General features: G+C 70.6%; 19 protein-coding genes. 4 read left to right on the forward strand and 15 right to left on the reverse strand.

Features of this window, described 5'->3' with window-relative positions:
* Nucleotides 1–9: 9 nt before the first annotated feature.
* From nuoK to VIG79_RS07370, 13 genes are all read right to left on the reverse strand, one after another.
* A complete protein-coding gene (gene nuoK, locus VIG79_RS07310) occupies nt 10–309 on the reverse strand; it encodes an NADH-quinone oxidoreductase subunit NuoK (RefSeq protein ID WP_331884030.1) in 300 nt (99 codons plus the stop codon).
* Nucleotides 306–1,076: an NADH-quinone oxidoreductase subunit J gene (locus VIG79_RS07315; RefSeq protein WP_331884032.1), complete on the reverse strand. Its 771-nt coding sequence runs from the start codon at nt 1,074–1,076 to the stop codon at nt 306–308. The genes nuoK and VIG79_RS07315 overlap by 4 nt, the downstream gene beginning before the upstream one ends.
* Nucleotides 1,073–1,969, reverse strand: a complete 897-nt coding sequence (nuoI, locus tag VIG79_RS07320; RefSeq protein ID WP_331884035.1) for an NADH-quinone oxidoreductase subunit NuoI — start codon at nt 1,967–1,969, stop codon at nt 1,073–1,075. Before nuoI ends, VIG79_RS07315 begins: the two co-directional genes overlap by 4 nt.
* A complete protein-coding gene (nuoH, locus tag VIG79_RS07325) occupies nt 1,962–3,365 on the reverse strand; it encodes an NADH-quinone oxidoreductase subunit NuoH (RefSeq protein ID WP_331884037.1) in 1,404 nt (467 codons plus the stop codon). The genes nuoI and nuoH overlap by 8 nt, the downstream gene beginning before the upstream one ends.
* Nucleotides 3,362–5,980, reverse strand: a complete 2,619-nt coding sequence (locus VIG79_RS07330; protein ID WP_331884039.1) for an NADH-quinone oxidoreductase subunit G — start codon at nt 5,978–5,980, stop codon at nt 3,362–3,364. Before VIG79_RS07330 ends, nuoH begins: the two co-directional genes overlap by 4 nt.
* A complete protein-coding gene (gene nuoF, locus VIG79_RS07335) occupies nt 5,977–7,320 on the reverse strand; it encodes an NADH-quinone oxidoreductase subunit NuoF (protein ID WP_331884041.1) in 1,344 nt (447 codons plus the stop codon). Before nuoF ends, VIG79_RS07330 begins: the two co-directional genes overlap by 4 nt.
* Nucleotides 7,317–8,225, reverse strand: coding sequence for an NADH-quinone oxidoreductase subunit NuoE (nuoE, locus tag VIG79_RS07340; protein WP_331884042.1), 909 nt, complete (start codon nt 8,223–8,225; stop codon nt 7,317–7,319). Before nuoE ends, nuoF begins: the two co-directional genes overlap by 4 nt.
* Complete coding sequence (locus tag VIG79_RS07345) at nt 8,225–9,589, reverse strand: NADH-quinone oxidoreductase subunit D (RefSeq protein WP_331884044.1); 1,365 nt, start codon at nt 9,587–9,589, stop codon at nt 8,225–8,227. Before VIG79_RS07345 ends, nuoE begins: the two co-directional genes overlap by 1 nt.
* The gene (locus VIG79_RS07350) at nt 9,589–10,371 is read right to left on the reverse strand and encodes an NADH-quinone oxidoreductase subunit C (RefSeq protein ID WP_331884046.1); all 783 of its coding nucleotides are present in this window, start codon (nt 10,369–10,371) and stop codon (nt 9,589–9,591) included. The genes VIG79_RS07345 and VIG79_RS07350 overlap by 1 nt, the downstream gene beginning before the upstream one ends.
* Complete coding sequence (locus tag VIG79_RS07355; protein WP_331884048.1) at nt 10,368–10,922, reverse strand: NADH-quinone oxidoreductase subunit B family protein; 555 nt, start codon at nt 10,920–10,922, stop codon at nt 10,368–10,370. Before VIG79_RS07355 ends, VIG79_RS07350 begins: the two co-directional genes overlap by 4 nt.
* 45 nt (nt 10,923–10,967) lie before the next feature.
* Complete coding sequence (locus tag VIG79_RS07360; protein ID WP_331884050.1) at nt 10,968–11,330, reverse strand: NADH-quinone oxidoreductase subunit A; 363 nt, start codon at nt 11,328–11,330, stop codon at nt 10,968–10,970.
* A gap of 85 nt (nt 11,331–11,415) precedes the next feature.
* Nucleotides 11,416–12,750, reverse strand: coding sequence for a geranylgeranyl reductase family protein (locus VIG79_RS07365; protein ID WP_331884052.1), 1,335 nt, complete (start codon nt 12,748–12,750; stop codon nt 11,416–11,418).
* Nucleotides 12,751–12,878: 128 nt separating this feature from the next.
* On the reverse strand, nt 12,879–13,568 hold the full coding sequence (locus tag VIG79_RS07370; protein WP_331884054.1) for a demethylmenaquinone methyltransferase: 690 nt from the start codon (nt 13,566–13,568) through the stop codon (nt 12,879–12,881).
* A 75-nt stretch (nt 13,569–13,643) separates the two neighbouring features.
* On the opposite strand from VIG79_RS07370, the gene VIG79_RS07375 reads away from it, so the two are divergent.
* Nucleotides 13,644–14,942 (forward strand): isochorismate synthase, encoded by a 1,299-nt coding sequence (locus tag VIG79_RS07375; RefSeq protein WP_331884056.1) that lies wholly within the window; start codon nt 13,644–13,646, stop codon nt 14,940–14,942.
* 128 nt (nt 14,943–15,070) lie between these two features.
* On the opposite strand, the gene VIG79_RS07380 is transcribed toward VIG79_RS07375, so the two are convergent.
* Nucleotides 15,071–15,997: an LLM class F420-dependent oxidoreductase gene (locus tag VIG79_RS07380; RefSeq protein ID WP_331884059.1), complete on the reverse strand. Its 927-nt coding sequence runs from the start codon at nt 15,995–15,997 to the stop codon at nt 15,071–15,073.
* Nucleotides 15,997–17,670 (reverse strand): glycoside hydrolase family 13 protein, encoded by a 1,674-nt coding sequence (locus VIG79_RS07385; RefSeq protein WP_331884062.1) that lies wholly within the window; start codon nt 17,668–17,670, stop codon nt 15,997–15,999. The genes VIG79_RS07380 and VIG79_RS07385 overlap by 1 nt, the downstream gene beginning before the upstream one ends.
* An 87-nt stretch (nt 17,671–17,757) precedes the next feature.
* On the opposite strand from VIG79_RS07385, the gene menD reads away from it, so the two are divergent.
* From menD to VIG79_RS07400, 3 genes are all read left to right on the forward strand, one after another.
* Complete coding sequence (menD, locus tag VIG79_RS07390; protein WP_331884064.1) at nt 17,758–19,470, forward strand: 2-succinyl-5-enolpyruvyl-6-hydroxy-3-cyclohexene-1-carboxylic-acid synthase; 1,713 nt, start codon at nt 17,758–17,760, stop codon at nt 19,468–19,470.
* A complete protein-coding gene (gene murJ, locus VIG79_RS07395) occupies nt 19,467–21,104 on the forward strand; it encodes a murein biosynthesis integral membrane protein MurJ (RefSeq protein WP_331884067.1) in 1,638 nt (545 codons plus the stop codon). The genes menD and murJ overlap by 4 nt, the downstream gene beginning before the upstream one ends.
* A gap of 67 nt (nt 21,105–21,171) precedes the next feature.
* Nucleotides 21,172–21,924 (forward strand): SDR family oxidoreductase, encoded by a 753-nt coding sequence (locus VIG79_RS07400; RefSeq protein WP_331884069.1) that lies wholly within the window; start codon nt 21,172–21,174, stop codon nt 21,922–21,924.
* Nucleotides 21,925–21,933: the final 9 nt, after the last annotated feature.

Here is a 21,933-nt window from a genome sequence, read left to right on the forward strand (position 1 = left end):
TGGCTCCTCTTAGAGCTTCAGGAGGTTGGCGTTGTCGACCGAGGCCGACCGGCGGGATCGGAAGATGGCCATGATGATGGCCAGGCCCACGACGACCTCGGCGGCCGCGACGACCATGACGAACAGGGCGATGACCTGGCCGTCGAGGCTGCCGTAGACGCGGGCGAACGTCACAAAGGCGAGGTTCGTCGCGTTGAGCATCAGCTCCACGCCCATGAACACGATGATCGCGTTGCGCCGCAACAGGACCGCAGCCGTGCCGATCGCGAAGAGGATCGTCGAGAGGTAGATGTAGTGGACGAGGTTCATCGCTGCGACCCCTCCTCGATCTCGTTCTCGATGGCCTGCTCGGCGGCGTGGTAGGTGTCCGGTGTCCCGATCTGGTCACGAGACTGCAGGACCCGCGACACCGACAGCGGGGTCGGTGTGCCGTCCGGGAGCAGGGCCGGGGTGTCGACGGCGTTGTGCCGCGCATACACACCGGGGACCGGCAGACCCGAGACGAACTCGTTCTCGCGGATCCGGCGCTGCGACCAGTCCTTCTGCGAGCGCTTCTCCCCGATCCGCTGCCGGTGAGCGAGGACCATCGCCCCGACGGCCGCGGTGATGAGCAGCGCGGAGGTCAGCTCGAAGATCCAGACGTACTTGCCGAAGATCAGCTCGGCGACCCCGCTGACGTTGCCCGGGTCCTCGTTGACGGCGTCGAGGAACTTGGGCTCGGGCAGCGTGATCGAGCCCAGCGCGAAGAACATGACCAGCGCGAGGCCGAGGCACAGCACGATCGCCGCGGCCTTCTGCCCGCGGATCGTCTCGATGAGCGAGTCGGACGAGTCGACCCCGACGAGCATGAGGACGAAGAGGAAGAACATCATCACGGCGCCCGTGTAGACGAACACCTGCGCGATGCCGAGGAAGTCGGCCTGCTGGACGATGTAGAGCACGCCGAGGTTGACCATGACGAACGCGACGCTGAGGGCGGCGTGCACGGCCTTGCGGGCGAACAGCAGGCCGAGCGCGGCGATCACCATGAGCGGCCCGAGGATCCAGAAGATGACCGCTTCGCCGGTCGAGGTCATCGCGACTCTCCGATCCACGCGGACGGCGCGCTCACGGCGCCGGTCTGGACGACGCCGCCGGCGTCCTCGGTCGGCGAGGCCCCACGGGTGCCGGTGTTGCCCAGCCCGACGGCGTCCTCGCTGACGTCACCGGCGGTGCCGGTGAGCTCCTCGTTCTGACGTTTGTGCGAGCGGCTCCACTCCTCCTGCTCGTCCGTCGCCCGGGTGACCTTGCCCTGGTAGTAGTCGCGTTCCTCCATGCCCGCGACCATCGGGTGCGGCGCCGGGAGCATGCCCTCCTGGATCGGGGCGAGAAGCTGCTCCTTGGTGAAGATGAGGTCGGCGCGGTTGTTGTCGGCCAGCTCGTAGAAGTTGGTCATCGTCAGGGCCCGGGTGGGACAGGCCTCGATGCAGAGGCCGCAGAAGATGCAGCGCAGGTAGTTGATCTGGTAGACGCGGCCGTAGCGCTCGCCGGGCGAGAAGCGGCCGGTGCCGCCCTCGCTGTCGTCGTTGGAGGCGCCCTCGACGAGGATCGCGTCGGCGGGACACGCCCATGCGCAGAGCTCGCAGCCGACGCACTTCTCCAGGCCGTCCGGGTGCCGGTTCAGCTGGTGACGACCGTGGAACCGGGCCTCGGTGGGGCGCTTCTCCTCGGGGTACTCCTCGGTGAGGACCTTGCGGAACATCGTCCCGAAGGTGACGCCGAACCCGGCGACGGGTGCGAAGAGGCTCTGGACGAAACCGGGCTCGTCCTCGGAGCGACGCTCGGTCGGGGTCGGGCGAGCCGGGGCACGCGGTGGGACCCGCTTCGCCGGGGTGGGCGAGCCGGTCCCGGTGGTGGAGGGACCGCCCTCGGAGCGAGGCTGAGCGCCTTGGGGCTGCGAGAAGTCGCGCCCCTTCGTGTCGTCAGCCACGGGGTTCCTCCTCGGTATGCGGGTCGGCACCTGACGTACCGCCGGTGCGGGCACCGACCGCGACGGGTCGTCGCTCCGGCTCCTTGAGCGTCTGCCCGGGTAGCGGCGGGACAGGGTATCCACCCGCGAACGGGTCGACGACATTCGGTGGACCGGTGGCCGCCTCCGTTTCTTCCTTGTCGGCGCGGCGCGTGTCGTAGAGCCAGGAGCCGCCGAGCGCCAGGATCGCGATGACCGCGATCGCCACGAGGATGGGGACCGGGAAGTTGCGGCCGGCGATGGTCACGATGCTGTCGCCGAACCAGCCGTTCTGGGCACCACGGATGAAGGCCACAAGGACGACCCAGAGCAGAGTCACGGGGATCAGGAACTTCCACCCGAAGCGCATGAACTGGTCGTACCGCGTGCGGGGCAGCGAGCCGCGGAGCCACACGAAGACGAACATGAAGGCCCACATCTTGGCCGTGAACCACAGCACGCCCCACCAGCCGCCGCTGAACATGTTGTCGTTGATGAGCGAGACGAGCGGCGGGGCCTGCCAGCCGCCGAGGAACATCGTGGTCGCCAGCGCCGAGACGGTGAACATGTTGATGTACTCCGCCAGGAAGAACATCGCGAAGCGCATCGAGCCGTACTCGGTGTGGAACCCGCCGGTCAGCTCGCCCTCGCCCTCGGCGAGGTCGAAGGGCAGCCGGTTGGTCTCGCCGACCATCGTCACGACGTAGACGGCGAACGAGAACAGGCCGGGCGCGATGTACCAGAGCGACGCCTGTCCCGCCACGATCTGCGAGGTCGACATCGAGCCGCTGTAGATGAACACGGCGACCAGGGCGAGCCCCATGGCGATCTCGTAGGAGATCACCTGTGCCGTCGACCGCAGCCCGCCGAGCAGCGGGTACGTGGAGCCGGACGACCAGCCGGCGAGGATGATGCCGTAGACGCCGACGGAGGCGACCGCGAGGACGAGCAGCACAGCGACGGGGAAGTCGGCCAGCTGCAGCGGGGTCAGGTGGCCGAACATCGAGGCCCGGTCGCCCAACGGGATGATCGCGAAGGAGACGAAAGCCATCGTCGCGGCGATCAGCGGAGCGAGGGTGAAGATCAGCCGGTCGGCCGCCGCCGGGGTGACGTCCTCCTTGAGCATGGACTTCATGCCGTCGGCCAGGGTCTGCAGCAGACCGAACGGCCCCGTACGGTTGGGGCCGGGACGCTGCTGCATCCGACCGATGACGCGCCGCTCGAACCAGATCACCAGGAGCGTGCTGATCAGCAGGTAGACGAAGATCAGCACGGCCTTGATCAGGGACAGCCACCAGGGCGTGTCGGAGAAGTCGGCCTTGGGGTTGTCCAGCGCAGGGACGGCCAGGTCGGGCAGGACGGTCAAGAGCGTCGTCATTGCGGCAGTCCTTCGTCGAATCCGCCACCGGATGGGACGGTGCCGGCGATGGAAGCCCGGTTCGACGCCGAGGTGGCCGCCGACGGGGAGGTGGTCACAGCCCGTGTCTCGCCAGTCGGCTCGGCGCTGCGGGCCACGTCGACCGGCGCACCGGCCCCGTCGCGCAGCTCGGTGCGGACGGCACAGCCGACCGAGTTCGTCGGTAGCCAGACCACGCCGTCGACCATCCGCTCGGTCACGAGGACCGGCACGGTGACGGCACCGTGGGCACTCGACACCGTCACCTCGTCGCCGTCGACGACGCCGAGGCGCTCGGCGTCGGTCGCGGACAGACGAGCCACGGCCCGTGGCGCGGTGCCTGCGAGGAACGGCTCGCCGTCCTGCAGGCGTCCCGCGTCGAGCAGGGTCGGCCAGGTCGCGAGGACGAACCGGCCGCGGGCGTCCGGCGTCCGCGCGTCCGGGGATGCTGCGGCCCCGTCGCCCACCCCGCGGTCGCCGGTCCACGGACCGAGTGCCGTGAACTGTTCGTGGACCTGCTCCTGGGTCCGGGTCTCGAGGAAGTACCCGAGCTCGGCGGCCAGCATGTCGAGCACCCGGTGGTCGCTCATCGCGTTGCTGTCCAAGGCGTCCTGGAACGGCCGGACCCGGCCCTCCCAGTTGACGAACGCGCCGACCTTCTCGGCCTGTGGCGCCACGGGAAGGACGACGTCGGCCACCGCGGTCACCGCGGAGTCACGGATCTCCAGCGAGACGACGAAGGTCTTGGCCAGGGCCTCCTCGACGCCGGGGTGGCTGAGGTCGGCCGGGTCGACACCGCCGATGACGAGGGCGTCGATCTCGCCGGAGCAGGCCGCCTCGATGATGCCGTCAGTGTCACGGGCCACGGTGTCGGGCAGCCCGACGACGTCCCAGACCTCGGCGACCTCGGTGCGGGCCTGGGCACTCCCCGCCGGACGGCCGCCCGGCAGCAGCGCGCCGAGCGCCCCGGCTTCGAGGGCACCGCGCTCGCCGGCCCGCCTCGGGATCCACGCCAGCTTGGCGCCGGCGCTCTCGGCGAGGGCGGCGACCGCCGTCAGGGCGCCGGGTACCGTCGCGAGTCGTTCACCGACGAGGACGACTCCGCCGTCCTGGAGCGCCTCCAACGCTGAGCGGCCGGCCTTGGAGCCGCCGAGGTCGCGTAGCACCATGGTCTCGCTGCCGGGACGGGTCGGCAGCAGCCGCGCCGCCAGCTTGTCGAGGCCGCGCGACGCGTAGGGCGCGACCGCAAACACCTGCGTCCGGTGGCGTCGCACGCCCTTGCGGAGCCGCAGGAAGACGATCGGCGACTCGTCCTCCGGCTCGAACCCGACGAGGAGGACGGCCTTGGCGTCCTCGAGGTCGGCGTAGGTCACCGCGCCGCCGTCCGGACCGGTGGCCACGACGTGCCGGGCGAGGAAATCGGCCTCCTCCACCGAGTGCGGCCGGGCCCGGAAATCGATGTCGTTGGTGTGCAGGGCGATTCGGGCGAACTTTCCGTATGCGTAGGCGTCCTCCACCGAGACCCGGCCGCCGACGAGCACCCCGGCTCCCTTCGCTTTGCGAAGGCCTTCAGCCGCCTTCGCAAGCGCCTCCGGCCAGCCCGCCGCGCGCAGCTCGCCGTCGCCGTCACGGACCAACGGGACCTCGAGGCGGTCGGACAGCGTGGCGTACTGGAAGGCCCAGCGACCCTTGTCGCAGTTCCACTCCTCGTTGACGTCCGGGTCGTTCGTCGCCATTCGGCGCAGGACCACACCACGTCGGTGGTCGGTGCGGATCGAACAGCCCGAGGCGCAGTGCTCACAGACGCTCGGGGTCGACAGCAGGTCGAACGGCCGCGACCGGAACCGGTACGCGGCGCCGGTCAGCGCTCCGACCGGGCAGATCTGCACGGTGTTGCCGGAGAAGTACGACTCGAACGGCTGGTCCTCGTAGATGCCGACCTGCTGCAGTGCGCCGCGCTCGACGAGCGCGATGAACGGATCGCCGGCGATCTGGTCGGAGAAGCGCGTGCAGCGCGCGCAGAGCACACACCGCTCCCGGTCGAGCAGCACCTGGCTGGAGATGTTGATCGGCTTGGGGTAGGTCCGCTTGACGTCCTCGAACCGCGACGTGCCGCGGCCGTTGCTCATGGCCTGGTTCTGCAGCGGGCACTCGCCGCCCTTGTCGCAGACCGGGCAGTCGAGGGGGTGGTTGATGAGCAGCAGCTCCATGACGCCCTGCTGCGCCTTGTCGGCGACGGCCGACGTCAGCTGGGTGTTGACCTGCATGCCCTCGGTCACGGTGATGGTGCACGATGCCTGCGGCTTCGGCATCGGACGCATCGAACCGTCCGGCCCCGGCGTGGCGACGTCGACGAGGCACTGACGACAGGCGCCGACCGGCTCGAGGAGCGGATGGTCGCAGAACCGGGGGATCTGGATCCCGATCTCCTCGGCAGCCCGGATGATCAGGGTGCCCTTGGGTACCCAGGTCTCGATGCCGTCGATGGTCAGCGTGATGTCGTCCGGGCCCTTGGGGCGCCGGGCGTCGCCGCCGGTGCTGACGGCGTTGCCGCCCGCACTGGGGCTCGTGATGGTCGGATCGATCGTGGTGGTCATGCCGACGCCGGCTCCTTCACCTCGGTCGAGCCACTGGTCGTCCCAGTGGCGAACAGCGTCGAGGCGTCACGGTCGAAGGGGCACCGACCGAGCCGCAGGTGCTCGAGGTACTCGTCCCTGAAGTACTGGACGCTGCTCGTGATCGGCGAGGTGGCCCCGTCGCCGAGGGCGCAGAAGGACCGGCCGAGGATGTTGTCGCAGATGTCGACGAGCTTCTCGATGTCCTCCTCGTCGCCCTGCCCGTGCTCGAGGCGTTCGAGGATCTGGGCCAGCCACCAGGTGCCCTCACGGCACGGGGTGCACTTGCCGCAGGACTCGTGCTTGTAGAAGTCGGTCCAGCGCTCGGTCGCGCGCACCACGCAGGTGGTGTCGTCGAAGATCTGCAGGGCGCGGGTGCCGAGCATCGACCCCGCCGCGGCCACCGACTCGAAGTCGAGCGGTACGTCGAGGTGGGCGTCGGTGAACAACGGCGTCGAGGAGCCCCCCGGAGTCCAGAACTTCAGCTTGTGCTGCGGGTCGCGCATCCCGCCGGCCATCTCGAGCAGCTCGCGCAGGGTGATCCCCAGCGGGGCCTCGAACTGGCCCGGACGGCGGACGTGTCCGGACAGGCTGAAGATCCCGAACCCGGTCGACTTGTCGCTGCCCATGCCCTTGAACCAGTCCGCACCGTGCAACAGGATCGGCGGGATCGAGGCGATGCTCTCGACGTTGTTGACGACCGTCGGACGCGCGTAGAGCCCGGCCACGGCCGGGAACGGCGGCTTCAGGCGGGGCTGGCCGCGACGGCCTTCGAGCGAGTCGAGGAGGGCGGTCTCCTCACCGCAGATGTATGCGCCGGCGCCGGCGTGCACCGTGACCTCGAGGTCGAACCCGGTGCCCAGGATGTTCTTGCCGAGGTAGCCCGCCGCATACGCCTCCTCGACCGCGCGGAGCAGCCGCCGGTAGACGTGGACGACCTCGCCGCGCAGGTAGATGAACGCGTGGTTGCAGCCGATGGCGAACGAGGTGATGGCCACGCCCTCGATGAGGAAGTGCGGCGCGGCCATCATCAGCGGGATGTCCTTGCAGGTGCCCGGCTCGGACTCGTCGGCGTTGACGACGAGGTAGCGGGGGCCGCCGTCCGGCGGCGGCAGGAACGACCACTTGAGCCCGGTGGGGAACCCGGCCCCACCCCGGCCCCGCAGACCCGAGTCCTTGGCCATGTCGACGAGCTCGGCCTGAGTCATGCCGACGGCGCGCTTGAGCGCCTGGTAGCCCTCGTTGTCCTCGTAGGTGGCCATCGTCCAGGACTCTGGGTGGTCCCAGAACTTGGTGAGGATCGGGGTCAGCTGGACGCTCACGCGGTCCCACCCTTCGTTGCGGTGCCGTCGTCGCCGTTGCTCGCGGGTGTGGCAGCGGTGGCGTCGGCCGGATGTTTGTCGGGTGCGTTGGCCGTGCTGTCAGCGGACGACTGCCGACCAGGCGCCAGGCCGGGGCCGTTGTCGTCGGCGTCCGGGGCGATCTCACCGTCGGTTCGTCCCTGCTCGCCCGGTGCGGTCCAGCCGCGCCGGTGGGCCAGCCGCAGGCCGATCAGGGAGGCTTCCCCCGCACCCACGCCCTCGCCGGCGCGCCCGTCGTCGAACCCCGCCAGGACCCGCGAGACCTCCTTGAAGGTCGCCACGGTGTCGGCGCCCCGGGTCGGCTTCACCGAATTCCCGGCGCGCAGGTCGTCGACGAGCTGCTTGGTCGACCCGATGGTCTGGTTGTCGAAGAACTCCCAGTTGGCCATGACGACCGGGGCGTAGTCGCAGGCCGCGTTGCACTCGACGCGCTCGAGGGTGATCTTCCCGTCCGACGTCGTCTCGTCGTGCCCGACACCCAGGTGGTCGCTGACGGCGTCCCAGATCGCGTCGCCGCCCATGATCGCGCACAGCGTGTTGGTGCACACGCCGACGGTGTACTCGCCGTTGGGGTGCCGCTTGTACTGCGTGTAGAACGTCGCGACGCCACTGACCTCGGCCGTCTCGAGGTCGAGCTTCTCCGCGCAGAAGGCGATCCCGCGGCCCGAGACGAAGCCGTCGACGCTCTGGACGAGGTGCAGCAGCGGCAGCAGGGCGGACTGCGCCTGCGGGTAGCGCGCGATGACGGCGTCGGCGTCGGTGTGCAGCTGGGAGAGAACGTCGTCGGGGTAGGGCGTCTTGCTCTCCTGGCTCACCGTGAAGTGGCCGGAGGCGTGCGCGCCAGCGGTCGCGAAGTCGCCGGACATCAGCGGTCGACACCTCCCATGACGGGGTCGATCGAGGCCACGGCGACGATGACGTCGGCGACCTGGCCGCCCTCGCACATCGCCGCCACGGCTTGCAGGTTGTTGAACGACGGGTCCCGGAAGTGTGCCCGGTAGGGCCGAGTGCCGCCGTCGGACACGACGTGGCAGCCGAGCTCGCCCTTGGCGCTCTCCACCGCGATGTAGGCCTGGCCCGGCGGGACCCGGAAACCCTCGGTGACCAGCTTGAAGTGGTGGATCAGGCCCTCCATCGACTCGCCCATGATCTCGCGGATGTGGTCGAGGCTGTTGCCCATGCCGTCGCCGCTGATGGCCAGCTGAGCCGGCCACGCGATCTTCTTGTCGGCCACCATGACCGGGGAGCCCGGCTCGTCGGCCTGGAGGCGGTCGGTGGCCTGTTCGATGATCCGCAGCGACTGGTACATCTCGTCGATCCGCACCCGGATGCGCCCGTAGGCGTCGCAGGTGTCGCGAGTGGGGACGTCGAAGTCGTAGTTCTCATAGCCGCAGTAGGGCTGGGCCTTGCGCAGGTCGTGGGGGAGCCCGGCCGACCGGAGCACCGGGCCGGTCATCCCCAGGGCCATGCAGCCGGTGAGGTCGAGATAGCCGACACCCACGGTGCGGCCCTTGAGGATCGGGTTCTCGTTGAGGAGCGCCTCGAGCTCCTTCAGACCGCGGTGTACCTGGGGGACCATGTCGCGGATGTCGTTGTAGACGCCGCGAGGCAGGTCCTGCGCCACGCCACCGGGTCGGATGTAGGCGTTGTTCATCCGCAGGCCGGTGATCATCTCGATGATCCGCAGCACCCGCTCGCGCTCGCGGAACCCGACGGTCATCACCGTCGTGGCGCCCATCTCCATGCCGCCGGTGCCGAGCGCGACGAGGTGGGAGCTGATCCGGGTCAGCTCCATCATGAGGACGCGGATGGTGGAGGCGCGCTCTGGGATCTGGTCGGTGATGTCGAGCAGCTTCTCGACGGCGAGGCAGTAGGCCGCCTCCTGCATCATCGGCGTGAGGTAGTCCATCCGGGTGCAGAACGTCACGCCCTGCGTCCAGTTGCGGAACTCCATGTTCTTCTCGATGCCGGTGTGCAGGTAGCCGATGCCCGCGCGGGTCTCCGTCACCGTCTCGCCGTCGAGCTCGAGGATGAGGCGGAGCACGCCGTGCGTCGACGGGTGCTGCGGCCCCATGTTGACGACGATGCGCTCCTCGTGGAGGGACGTCGCCTCGTCGATGAGGTCGTCCCAGTCACCGCCGGAGGTGTTGAGGACGAAGGCCCCCTCGGCGGCCGACTCGTCGGCTCCGGACGTCGCGTACGGGTCGCTGGCGCGCTGGGTTGTGCTCATCAGTTGTAGCTCCTGCGCTGGTCGGGCGGCGGGATCGTCGCGCCCTTGTACTCGACGGGGATGCCGCCGAGCGGGTAGTCCTTGCGCTGCGGGTGGCCGGGCCAGTCGTCCGGCATGAGGATCCGCGTGAGGGCCGGGTGGCCGTCGAACTGGAGCCCGAACATGTCCCACGTCTCCCGCTCGTGCCAGTCGTTCGCGGGGTAGACCGCAACGATCGACGGGACGTGCGGGTCGGCGTCAGGACACGTGACCTCGATGCGGATCCGGTTGTAGTCGTTGGTGATCGACAGAAAGTGGTAGACGGCGTGCAGCTCGCGGCCGGTCTCGTGCGGGTAGTGGACGCCGGAGACGCCGAGGCACAGCTCGAACCGCAGGTCGGGGTCGTCCCGCAGGGCCCGCGCCACGGCGAGCAGGTGCTCGCGGCGGACGAACACCGTCATCTCGCCACGGTCGATGGTGACCCGCTCGACGGCCTCGTAGTAGGAGGCGGAGCCGCCGACCAGGGCGCGCTCGAGAGCGTCGGCCAGGTCGTCGAAGTAGCCGCCGTAGGGCCGCTGCGACGCGCCGGGCAGCAGGATCGGGCTGCGCAGACCGCCGTAGCCCGTCGTGTCCTGACCGTTCGAGGCCCCGAACATGCCGAACCGCTCACCGATGACGACGGGGTCGGGGTTGGTGCCGGGTGGGGCCGGAAGGTTCGCCGCATACTGTTCGGTCGCCTGCTGGCCGCCCTGCTGTCCCTCCCCCTCGGGGGTCTTGCCTCCCGGAGTCGTCGCGTCGCTCACGCCAGCAGGCCCTTCATCGCGTGCGTCGGGGTGGCGTTCAGGGCCGCGATCTCCGCTGCGCGGGCGGCGTTGTCGCGGTTGACCCCGAGCGGCATCGCCTGGATCTCCTTGTGCAGCGTGATGATCGCGTTGAGGAGCATCTCGGGTCGCGGCGGACAGCCGGGTAGGTAGATGTCGACCGGGATGATGTGGTCGACGCCCTGGACGATCGCGTAGTTGTTGAACATCCCGCCGGAGCTCGCGCAGACGCCCATCGAGATGACCCACTTGGGGTTCGGCATCTGGTCGTAGACCTGACGGACGACCGGCGCCATCTTCTGGCTGACCCGACCCGCGACGATCATCAGGTCGGCCTGCCGCGGCGTCGCCGAGAACCGTTCCATCCCGAACCGCGCGATGTCGTAGTCGGGGGTGCCGACCGCCATCATCTCGATCGCACAGCAGGCCAGGCCGAAGGTCGCGGGCCACATGGAGCTCTTGCGCATGTAGCCGGCCAGACCCTCGACCGTCGACAGCAGGAAGCCTGCCGGCAGCTTCTCTTCGATCCCCATGTCGTATGCCTCGCGTTCGTTACCGGATGCTAGAAGATTTAGCGGCTAGTCCCACTCGAGCCCGCCGCGTTGCCACACGTAGGAGTAGGCGACGAAGACGGTGACGATGAACAGGACCATCTCGACGAGGGCGAACAGGCCGAGCTGGTTGAAGGCCACCGCGAAGGGATAGAGGAAGAGGCTCTCCACGTCGAAGACGATGAAGAGCATCGCCACGAGGTAGTACTTGATCGGGAAGCGACCGCCGCCCTCGGGGCGCGGCGTCGGCTGGATCCCGCACTCGTAGGCCTCCATCTTGGCGCGGTTGTAGCGCTTGGGGCCGACGACGAGGCTCGTGCCCACGGAGAGCAGCGCGAACGCCAGACCGAGAGCGAGGAGGAACAGCAGCGGGACGTAAGAGTTGGTCATGGCGCGTACCCCTTCCGATGGTCACTGCGGTGGCGTCCCGCAGCTCTCACGTAGCAGGTCTTTCCCATCCTAGGGTCGGCCTCGATCAGGCGTCCGGAGCCATCGTGGACAGGGCCTGGATGATCCGGTCGCCGGCGCGCCCACCGTGCTGTTCGGGCAGGTTGGCCATGATCTTGAGCAGGAACCGCATCAGGGTCGTGCGGGGCAGTCCGTACGTGGTGGCGAGCCGCATCACCTCGGGGTTGCCGATGGCTCGGGCGAACCAGCGGCCCAGGGTGTAGTAGCCGCCGAGGGCATCCTTCATGACCGTGGGGTAGGAGGAAAGGACCCGTTCACGCCCGGCGTCGTCCGGTCGCGCGAAGGCCTGCGCCACGACCTCCGCCGCGAGCCGGCCGGACTCCATCGCATACGCGATGCCCTCGCCGTTGAACGGGTTGACCATGCCGCCGGCGTCGCCCACGAGCAGCAGCCCGTCGGCGTAGTGTGGCTGGCGGTTGAAGCCCATCGGGAGGGCGGCGCCGCGGATCGGGCCGACCATCGTGTCGTCGTTGTAGGTCCACTCCTCCGGCATCGTCGCGACCCACCGGCGCATGACGTCCTTGTAGTCGACGTTGCCGAACGCCTTGGAGGTGTTGAGGATCCCGAGGCCGAGGTTGGAGGTGCCGTCGCCGACCCCGAACACCCATCCGTAGCCGGGGAGGAGGACGCGCTCACCGGGGTTCTTCGGGTCGTTCACCCAGAGCTCGAGCCAGGACTCCAGGTAGTCGTCGTTCGTGCGGGGCGACGTGTAGTAGGTGCGCACGGCGACGCCCATGGGTCGGTCGTCACGCTTCTGGCGGCCCATCGAGAGCGAGAGCCGCGAGGAGTTGCCGTCGGCCGCGACGACGAGCGGGGCTCGGTAGGTCAGCACCGGTCCGGCGCTACGGCCGTTCTCGTCCACGGTTCGCGCCGTGACGCCGACGATCCGGCCCGAGCCGTCGACCACCGGTCCGGTGACGTTGGTGGCCTCGAGCAGGCGGGCGCCGTGCTTCACGGCGTGGCGGGCGAGGATGTCGTCGAAGTCCATCCGGGTGCGGACCAGCCCGTAGGGCGGGAACTCGGAGGTCTCGGGCCAGTCGAGAGCGAGCGTCAGCCCGCCACCGATGATCCGCAGCCCCTTGTTGCGGACCCAGCCGTCGTTCTCGGGGTGCGGGATGCCCAAGGTGATGAGCTCGCGGACCGCCCGGGGGGTCAGTCCGTCGCCGCAGACCTTCTCGCGGGGGAACGTCGTCTTCTCCAGGAGCAGGACGTCGAGACCGGCCATCGCCAGGTACGCGGCGGTCGCCGAACCACCCGGTCCGGCCCCCACGACGATGACGTCGGCGGTGGCGGTGACCGACCCGGCGACCGGCTCAGCGGCCGACTGCGCGGCTGCGTCCATGGGGCCCATCATTCCGTCCGTCAGAGTGCTTGTGAAGATGTTCACGAACTCCGCGACACTCTATGCCCGCGTACAGAGACCTGTCTGCTGAGGCATACCTAACCCGGCGGAGGCCTGCCGAAACGCTCTCAGGCGGTCGCGCGGTGCAGCGCGACGATGCCGCCGCTGAGGTTCCGCCAGGCGACGTCATGCCAACCGGAGCCCTGGATGGTCCGGGCGAGGTCGCGCTGCGCGGGCCACGCCTGGATCGACTCGGCGAGGTAGACGTAGGAGTCGGGGTTCGACGAGACGCGGCGGGCGACCCGGGGCAGCGCGGCCATGAGGTAGCGGAGGTAGACCTCGCGGAACGCGCCGTTCACCGGGCGGCTGAACTCGCAGACGACCAGGGTGCCACCGGGTCTGGTGACCCGACGGAACTCGGCGAGGGCAACGGCAGGGTCGGCGACGTTGCGCAGCCCGAACGACATCGTGACGGCGTCGAAGGACGCGTCGGCGAACGGCAGGTGCATCGCGTCGGCCGCCGTGAACGGCATATCGGGACGACGGCGGCGGCCCACCCGCAGCATGCCGAGCGAGAAGTCGGCCGGCACGACGTCGACGCCGGCGTCGGCCAGCGGCTCCGAGCTGGTCCCCGTGCCGGCGGCGATGTCGAGGACGCGGTCCCCGGGCTTGCTGCCGAGCGCCGTGATCGTCGCCTTGCGCCAGAGGCGGTCCTGGCCGAGCGAGAGCACGTCGTTGGTGAGGTCGTAGCGCGCGGCCACGTCGTCGAACATCAGCGCCACGTCGGACGGGTCCTTGTCGAGGCTGGCGCGGTTCACGGCGCCATTGTGTCGCAGCGCCGTCGGGGTCCCGAGTCGCGGGGACCCCCACACGCGGCCGTAGAGTGAACCGCGATGTCCACCCTCCCCGGGACCGCCGCCACGCCGACCCCCCTGCCCAGCGGGTCGCCGTTGGTGGTCCGTACACACGCCATCCCGGACCCGGGAGCGCTGCTGGAGCTGTTGCCGCATACCGAGCCGGCTGAGCTGGTGTCGTGGGTCCGACACGGCGAGGGCCTGGTCGGCTGGGGCCGTGCGGCGACGTTCGAGGTGTCGGGACCGGACCGGTTCGCGCTCGCCGACCAGTGGTGGCGGGACGTGGTGACGCACGCGGTGGTTCGTGACGAGGTGCGCCAACCGGGTTCTGGGCCGGTGGTTTTCGGCTCTCTACCGTTCGCCGACGACTCCACCGAACAGGGACTCATGGTGGTCCCCGAGGTGGTCGTCGGCCGGCGTGCCGACCGCTGGTGGGTCACGACGATCGGCCACGACTCGCACCTCCCGCCGATCCCCTCGCTGGGTCCGTCGGTGCCGGGCGACGCTCCGGCCGACGTGCGCTTCACCGACGGAGCGCTCACGCCGGGCGACTGGAAGCGGGCCGTGAGCAAGGCGGTCGAGCGGATCAGCCGGGGCGAGCTCGACAAGGTGGTGCTGGCCCGCGACCTGCGCGTGCAGGCGGACGCGCCGATCGACCCGAGGTGGCTGCTGCGGCAGCTGGCCGAGAGGTACGACCGCACGTGGACGTTCGCGGTCGGCGGGCTGGTCGGGGCCACTCCCGAGCTGTTGGTCCGCCGCGACCAGGGACTCGTCCTCTCCCGGGTGCTCGCCGGCACCATTCGGCGCAGCGGCGACGACGCGCGAGACCTGGCCCTGGCGGCGTCACTCGCGCGGTCCAGCAAGGACCTCGAGGAGCACGAGTATGCGGTTCGCTCCGTCGCCGAGGCGCTCGCCCCGCACTGCTCCTCGGTGAACGTGCCCGAGACGCCGTTCGTGCTGCACCTCAGCAACGTCATGCACCTGGCGACCGACATCGCGGGGGTCGCGGCCGACCACGCCACGTCACTGGCTCTCGCCGCGTCGCTGCACCCGACCGCGGCGGTCGGTGGGACGCCGGCCGACGTGGCGGTCCCCCTCATCGGCGAGCTCGAGGGCATGGACCGCGGCCGGTACGCCGGGCCGGTGGGATGGATGGACGCGTCCGGCGACGGCGAGTGGGGGATCGCGCTGCGCTGCGGCCGGTTCGACCAGGCCGACCCGAGCGCGATGCGGCTGTTCGCTGGGTGCGGGATCGTCGCCGGTTCGGACCCGGAGGCCGAGGCGGCCGAGGCCGAGGCCAAGTTCCTCCCGATGCGCGACGCCCTGACGGCGACCTGACGGGTTCCCGGAGCGGTCGCGGGAGCTGATCGTGGGAAGAAGCTGACCCCCTGGGGTCGACGTGTTCCCACGATCCCGTCCTCGGAAGGCAAGGTCGCGGCGGGCGGGTCGACACGGTGCCGCCGGGGTCACACCCGGGGCAGGACCTCGGCGGCCAGCAGATCGAGGTGGTCGAGGTCGGCCAGGTCGAGGACCTGGAGGTAGAGGCGCCCGGTGCCGACCGACGCATACCGGCCGATCGTCTCGACGCACTCGGCGGGCGTACCGACGATCCCGCTGGCCCGCAGGTCGTCGACGTCGCGCCCGATGGCCTCGGCCCGACGCCGGACCTCGGCCTCGTCGCGGCCGCAGCAGACAGTGAGCGCCGCCGAGTAGACCAGCGTGTCCGCCGCGCGCCCGACCGTGTCGCAGGCCTCCTGCGCCCGCACGAACTGCGCCCCGACGACGTCGGCCGAGGAGAACCCGACGTTGAACTCCGCCGCATACGTCGCCGCGAGCCTCGGGGTGCGGCGCTTGCCGTGGCCGCCGACGATGATCGGCGGCCCGTCCGGTGCCATCGGCTTGGGCAGTGCCGGCGAGTCGGTGACCGTGTAGTGCTCGCCATCGAACGAGAACCGCTCCCCGACCGGCGTACGCCACAACCCGGTGATAACCGCCAGCTGCTCCTCGAACCGGTCGAAGCGCTCCTTGGTGTCCGGGAAGGGCAGCCCGTATGCGGCGTGCTCCTCCTCGAACCAGCCGGCGCCCAGCCCCAGGTCGACCCGACCGCCGCTCATCGCGTCGACCTGGGCGACGCTGATGGCGAGCGGGCCGGGGTGCCGGAACGTCGCCGACGAGACCAGGGTTCCGAGGCGGATCGTCGACGTCTCACGCGCGAGTCCCGCGAGCGTCACCCACGAGTCGGTCGGTCCGGGCAGGCCGTCACCGCCCATGGCCAGGTAGTGGTCGGAGCGGAAGAACGCCGAGAAGCCGCACTCCTCGGTACGCCGCGCCACGGTCAGGAGCTCGTCATAGCTCGCCCCCTGCTGCGGCTCGGTGAAGATCCGGAGGTCCATCACGCCCCCGTGGTCTGCAGCCACACGGTGGTCTCGGCGGGGAGCTCGAGGGCGTCGACGGCGCGGCTGGCGATCACCACGCGCCCCTCAGGCATCGGCACCGGGTGCTCACCGAAGTTCGTCACCGACACCCACCCGCCGGGCCGCTCGAACGCGACCACGTCGGCGGTCGAGGTGCGCCACGACAGCTCCTCGGCGCCCTGCAGGGAGCGGCGAGCGGCGAGCGCGTCGATGTAGAAGTGCAGCGTCGACGCCGGCTCGTTCAGCTCCCGCTCGACGGCGTAGGCGCCGAACCATTCCGGCTGGGGCAGATGGGAGGCGGTACCGGGGCCGAACCCGAACGACTCACCCGTCTCGGTCCAGGGCAGCGGGACCCGGCAGCCGTCGCGGCCCTTCTCGGCGCCCTCCGTCCGGACAAACGTCGGGTCCTGGAGCACGTCCGCGGGCAGGTCGGTCACCTCGGGCAGGCCCAGCTCCTCGCCCTGGTACACGTAGGTCGAGCCCGGGAGCGCGAGCGCCAGGAGCGTCGCCGCCCGAGCTCGACGCAGGCCGCGCTCGAGGTCCGGCTCCGGGTCGTGACCACCCGCGCGCAGCCAGGCCACGAGGTCGGTGCCGTTCGGCACGGCGTAGCGCGTGACGTGGCGGACCATGTCGTGGTTCGAGAACACCCACGTCGACGACGCGCCCGCCTCGGCCGACAGCGCCAGGTTCTCGGTGATGACCTTGGTGAACGCCGCCGCGTCCCACGGCGTGAGGAGCAGGTCGAAGTTGAACGCCTGCCCGAGACCCTCCGGTCGCGCGAACGCGACCCGACGGTGGGCGGCGACCCAGGCCTCGGCCACGGCCATCCGAGGCGGGTCGTACTCGTCGAACAGGGCGCGCCAGGTCCGGTAGATCTCGTGGACCTCGTCGCGGCCCTCGAACGGGTGCTGTCCGTCCGGGAACCCGGCCTGGATCCGCTCCTGCGTGGGCAGGTCGGCGGCCGCGCCACCGATCACGGACGCGTCCTTGACGAGCAGGTGCGCAACGTCGATCCGGAACCCGTCGACGCCACGGTCCGACCAGAACCGCAGCGTCGTGAGGAAGTCCTCCCGGACCTCGTCCAACGCCCAGTTGAGGTCCGGCTGCTCCGGGGCGAAGAGGTGGAGGTACCAGTCGCCGTCGCCGATCGGCTCCCACGCGGGGCCGCCGAAGAACGACCGCCAGTCGGTCGGCGGCTCCGCCCCGTCGGGACCGGTGCCGCGCCGGATCACGTAGCGGTTCCGCGCGGCGGACCCGGGCGGCGACGCGAGGGCCTCACGGAACCAGGCGTGCCGGTTCGACGTGTGGTTCGGGACGATGTCGACGATGAGCCTGATCCCGGCGCCGTGGAGGACGGAGACCAGCTCGTCGAAGTCGTCGAGGGTGCCCAGCTCCGGCGCCACGGCTCGGTAGTCGTCGACGTCGTAGCCGCCGTCAGCCAGGGCCGACGGGTAGAACGGGCTGAGCCACACGGCGTCCACACCGAGCCGGACCAGGTGGCCGGCGTGGTCGATGATCCCGCGCAGGTCGCCGATGCCGTCGCCGTTCGCGTCGGCGAAGCTGCGCGGGTAGATCTGGTAGACGACCGCCTGCCGCCACCAGTCGCGGTCGGAGGTCACCGATGTCGAGGTCGTCGAGGTCGCCGAGGTCACACCACCCACGCTATCGACGCGTCGGAGCGTGGCCGTGGTCCGGTCCGGGAGGTGGGCGGCAGGCATACTCGGCGTCGTGATGGCGCCGTGAGGTCTTCGGAGCGCGCGGCACACCTACTCGCCGCGCTCGTCTCCGGTGGGGTCCGTGAGGTCGTCCTCGCACCCGGTTCACGCTCCGCCGGCCTGGCCTTGGCGCTGTATGCGGCGGACGCCGCCGGTGACGTTCGGCTCCATGTACGGGTCGACGAGCGGACGGCGGGGTTCCTGGCGCTCGGGCTGGCCGCGGGGTCGCGGACGCCGGTCGCGGTGGTGACGACTTCCGGTACAGCGGTCGGGAACCTGCTGCCGGCGGTGATGGAGGCGTCCCACTCGGGTCGACGCCTCGTCGTCCTCGCCGCCGACCGGCCGGCGGCGATGCGCGGTAGCGGGGCCAACCAGACCACCCGCCAGGACGGCATCTTCGGGGTCTTCGCCCCCTGTTTCGACCTCGGCGTCGACGCGTCGTCGGAGGAGCTCGCCGCGGCGGCGGCGGTCGCGACCCGGCGCCGCGGACCGACCCATCTCAACGTCCAGCTCGAAGAACCGCTGCTGCCCGAGTCCGAGCCGTGGTGGCCCCCCGCCACCTCCTCCGCCACCTCCTCCGACACCACCCCCGCCACCTTTTCCGACGCCACCTCCGCCAGCGCAGACATCGGGGCCCGGCGGGGGGGCGAGGTGCTCCGGCGGAGGGCGGGCGTGGAGGTGCTCCGGCGCGGGAAGCGCACGGTCGTGGTCGCGGGCGACGACGCCGGCTCGGAGGCCCGGATCCTCGCCGAGCGCGCCGGCTGGCCACTGCTCGCGGAACCGACGTCCGGGGCGCGGGTCGGAGCCAACGCGATCCGGACCTACCGGCTGCTCCTGGGCGGCCCGCTCGCCGACGAGGTCGAGCGCGTCGTCGTCCTCGGCCACCCGACCCTCTCCCGCCCGGTGGCCCGCCTCATCTCGAGCCAGGACGTCGAGGTCCTCGCCGCCCCCGGACCCGGCGGGGTGGTCACCGACCCGGGCCGGGTGGCTCGCCACCTCGGCGACCTCCCCACCGTCGACGACGCCGGGCCCACCGCGGACGACACCGCCTGGCTCGAGGAATGGCGCGCCGCCGACCGCCACCTCTCGGCGCGACTCGACCTCCTCGTCGACGAGCTGCCCGAGCTCGACGGCCTCCACGTCGCGCGCGAGGTCGCCGCGTCGGTCGGCCCCCACGCCACCCTCGTCGCCGGCTCGTCGAACCCCGTCCGCGACCTCGACCTCATGACCACGCCGTACCCCCCGCACGGGCACCGGTTCGTCGTCGGGAACCGTGGGCTGTCCGGCATCGACGGCACCGTCTCGACCGCCGTCGGGATCGCCCTCGGCCGCCGCGACGCGTCCCGCACCCTGGCCCTGCTCGGCGACGTGACCTTCCTCCACGACGCCAACGGCCTGGTCCTCGGACCGGACGAGCCTCGCCCCGACCTGACCCTGGTCGTCGTCAACGACGACGGCGGCTCGATCTTCGCGACCCTGGAGCAGGGCTCCGACCCCTACGGCGCGGCGTTCGAGCGGGTCTTCGGCACCCCCCACGGCGTCGACCTCGGGGCCCTCTGCCGGGCGACTGGCACGGCATACACGCGAGTCGACAGCGTGTCGAGCCTGCGCCGAGCACTGGCCGACGAACCACGGGGTATGCGAGTGGTCGAGGCCCGGGTCGACCGGTCACGGCGGCGCGCCACGGCGGCGGCGATCACCGCGCTGGCCACGGCGCAGGGACAATCGAGCCGATGAGCACCTCCACGCCGAGCCTCACCCGGTCGAGCCTGACGCTCGCCGCCGGCACGATGGCCTCGCGCCTCCTCGGCGTCGTGCGCCAGTCGCTCATCGTGCTCGCGATCGGCCAGGGCCTGGTCGGGAACGCCTTCCAGACGGCGAACAACCTGCCGAACGTCATCTACATGCTCATCGCCGGCGGGGTCCTCAACTCCGTCCTCGTCCCGCAGATCGTCAAGGCCATGCGGCTGCCGGACGGTGGTCGCGAGTACACCGACCGGATCATCACCCTCTCCACGGCCGGCATGCTCGTCGTGACCGCCGCATGCACCGCAGCGGCCGGCTGGTTCGTCTTCCTCTACGCCGGGAACCTCGCCCCGGACGACCGGGCGCTCGCCACCTTCTTCGCCGTCCTGACCATGCCGCAGATCTTCTTCTACGGCCTCTACGCCGTGCTCGGGCAGGTGCTGAACGCGCGGAGCCAGTTCGCCGCCTTCGCGTGGGCACCGGCGGTCGCCAACGTCTTCGCGATCGCCGGCCTGCTGTCGTTCATGGCGCTCTACGACGGCCACGTCAGCCCGGGTGAGTGGACCGCGCCGATGGTGTGGCTGTTCGCCGGCAGCGCGACGCTCAGCATCGTCGCGCAGGCGCTCGTGCTCGTCGTCGCGCTGTGGCGCACCGGGTTCCGGTGGCAGCCCCGGTTCGGGATCCGGGGAGTCGGCCTCCGCACGACCTCGAAGGTGGCGGGCTGGGCGTTCATCGCGCTGCTGGTCTCGCAGCTGAGCTACCTCGTCGCGTCACAGGTCATCTGGCACGCCTCCAAGCAGCCGAGCACCGACTTCGTCGCCGGCATCTCGGTGTACGCCTCAGCCTTCTTCATCTTCATGGTGCCGCACGGGTTCGTGACCCTCTCGATCATCACGGCGATCTACCCGCGGCTCTCCCGGGCGGCCCAGGACCACGACGTGGACCTGCTGCGCACCGAGTACCGCCGCGGGCTCGTCTTTCCCACGGTCCTCACCATCCCCGCGACGTTCGCCCTCGTCGTCTTCGCGCTCCCCGTCGTGACCCTGCTCTTCTCCTCCCGCGACCCTCGCGAGCTTCCCGCCATGGCCCTGGTCCTCGCCGTCATGGCGCCGGGCATCGTTCCGTTCGGCATCGACGTGCTGAACCAGCGGTTCTTCTACGCCCACGACGACGGCCGGATGGTCTTCTTCGAGCAGGTCGTGCTGACCGTCGTCGCGTCGGGAGTTGCGCTGCTCGCACTCACCTTCCGTCCGGAGATCACCGTGGCGGTGGTGTCGATCGGCCTGGTCCTCAGCAATGTCTGCAGCGCCGCCTTCGGGATGTGGTTCGTCCGGCGGCGGGTCGGGCGGATCGGGCTCGGCGAGGTGGGGTCCAGCTGGGTCCGGATGATCGCCGCCTGCCTGGCCGCCTCGGCGCTGGCCTACCTCGCCACCACGCCGCTGCGCGACGGGCCGACGAGTCGATGGTCGGCCTTCGTCGAGCTCGCCCTCGGAGGTGTGGTGTTCTCCCTCGTCTACTTCGGGCTCACCCTCCTGATGCGGGTCCCGGAGGTCGGCGACCTGCTCGCGCAGCTCCTGCGGCGGCTGCCCGGCGGACGCCCTCGGGGACGGCACGCACGCGGTTGACGGGACGGTTCGGGTAAGCCAAGGTAAGCAAGCGCTTACCTGAGTGACGTCGACGGAGGAGGCCCGGATGGGACGGTTCGACGGGTCGGTGGCGCTCGTCACCGGCGCGAGCCGGGGCATCGGCCTGGGCATCGCCCAGCGACTGGTCGACGAGGGCGCCAGGGTCTGCGTCACCGCGCGCCGCCAGGACGCGCTCGACGCGGCGGTCGAGCAGCTCGGCGGACCCGAGCACGCGATGGCCGTCGCCGGCAAGGCCGACGATGTCGAGCACCAGCGCGACACCGTGGCCCGCACCGTCGAGACGTTCGGGCGCCTCGACCTGCTCGTCAACAACACCGGCATCAACCCCGCATACGGACCGCTCATGCAGCTCGACCTCGGCGCGGCTCGCAAGATCGTCGAGGTCAACTGCATCGCCGCGCTCTCGTGGGTGCAGCAGGCGTATGCGGCGTGGCTGGGCGAGCACGGCGGCGCGGTGGTCAACGTCGCCTCGATCGCCGGGCTCAAGCCCGCCCCCGGCATCGGGTTCTACGGCGCCAGCAAGGCGATGCTCATCCACCTCACCGAGGAGCTGGCGGTCGAGCTCGGCCCGACGATCCGGGTGAACGCGGTCGCCCCCGCCGTGGTCAAGACGGCGTTCGCCACCGCGCTCTACGAGGGGCGCGAGGAACAGGTCTCGGCGACGTACCCGCTCAAGCGCCTCGGCGTGCCCGCTGACGTGGCCGGCGCCGTCGCCTACCTCCTGTCCTCGGACGCCTCCTGGGTCACCGGACAGACCCTCGTCCTGGATGGCGGCCTCACCATGACGGGCGGCGTCTGAGGTGTATGC

This window comes from Lapillicoccus sp., assembly GCF_036559105.1.
GTDB lineage: Bacteria > Actinomycetota > Actinomycetes > Actinomycetales > Dermatophilaceae > Lapillicoccus.

Excerpts from the sequence above, each read along its gene's own strand:
- VIG79_RS07315 (WP_331884032.1), bottom strand. The coding sequence starts at position 1,076 with ATGACCTCGACCGGCGAAGCGGTCATCTTCTGGATCCTCGGGCCGCTC.
- murJ (WP_331884067.1), top strand. The coding sequence starts at position 19,467 with ATGAGCACCTCCACGCCGAGCCTCACCCGGTCGAGCCTGACGCTCGCC.
- VIG79_RS07355 (WP_331884048.1), bottom strand. The coding sequence starts at position 10,922 with ATGGGGATCGAAGAGAAGCTGCCGGCAGGCTTCCTGCTGTCGACGGTC.
- nuoE (WP_331884042.1), bottom strand. The coding sequence starts at position 8,225 with ATGTCCGGCGACTTCGCGACCGCTGGCGCGCACGCCTCCGGCCACTTC.
- VIG79_RS07330 (WP_331884039.1), bottom strand. The coding sequence starts at position 5,980 with ATGACCACCACGATCGATCCGACCATCACGAGCCCCAGTGCGGGCGGC.
- nuoH (WP_331884037.1), bottom strand. The coding sequence starts at position 3,365 with ATGACGACGCTCTTGACCGTCCTGCCCGACCTGGCCGTCCCTGCGCTG.
- VIG79_RS07345 (WP_331884044.1), bottom strand. The coding sequence starts at position 9,589 with ATGAGCACAACCCAGCGCGCCAGCGACCCGTACGCGACGTCCGGAGCC.
- VIG79_RS07400 (WP_331884069.1), top strand. The coding sequence starts at position 21,172 with ATGGGACGGTTCGACGGGTCGGTGGCGCTCGTCACCGGCGCGAGCCGG.
- VIG79_RS07380 (WP_331884059.1), bottom strand. The coding sequence starts at position 15,997 with ATGGACCTCCGGATCTTCACCGAGCCGCAGCAGGGGGCGAGCTATGAC.
- VIG79_RS07365 (WP_331884052.1), bottom strand. The coding sequence starts at position 12,750 with ATGGACGCAGCCGCGCAGTCGGCCGCTGAGCCGGTCGCCGGGTCGGTC.
- nuoK (WP_331884030.1), bottom strand. The coding sequence starts at position 309 with ATGAACCTCGTCCACTACATCTACCTCTCGACGATCCTCTTCGCGATC.
- VIG79_RS07375 (WP_331884056.1), top strand. The coding sequence starts at position 13,644 with ATGTCCACCCTCCCCGGGACCGCCGCCACGCCGACCCCCCTGCCCAGC.
- VIG79_RS07360 (WP_331884050.1), bottom strand. The coding sequence starts at position 11,330 with ATGACCAACTCTTACGTCCCGCTGCTGTTCCTCCTCGCTCTCGGTCTG.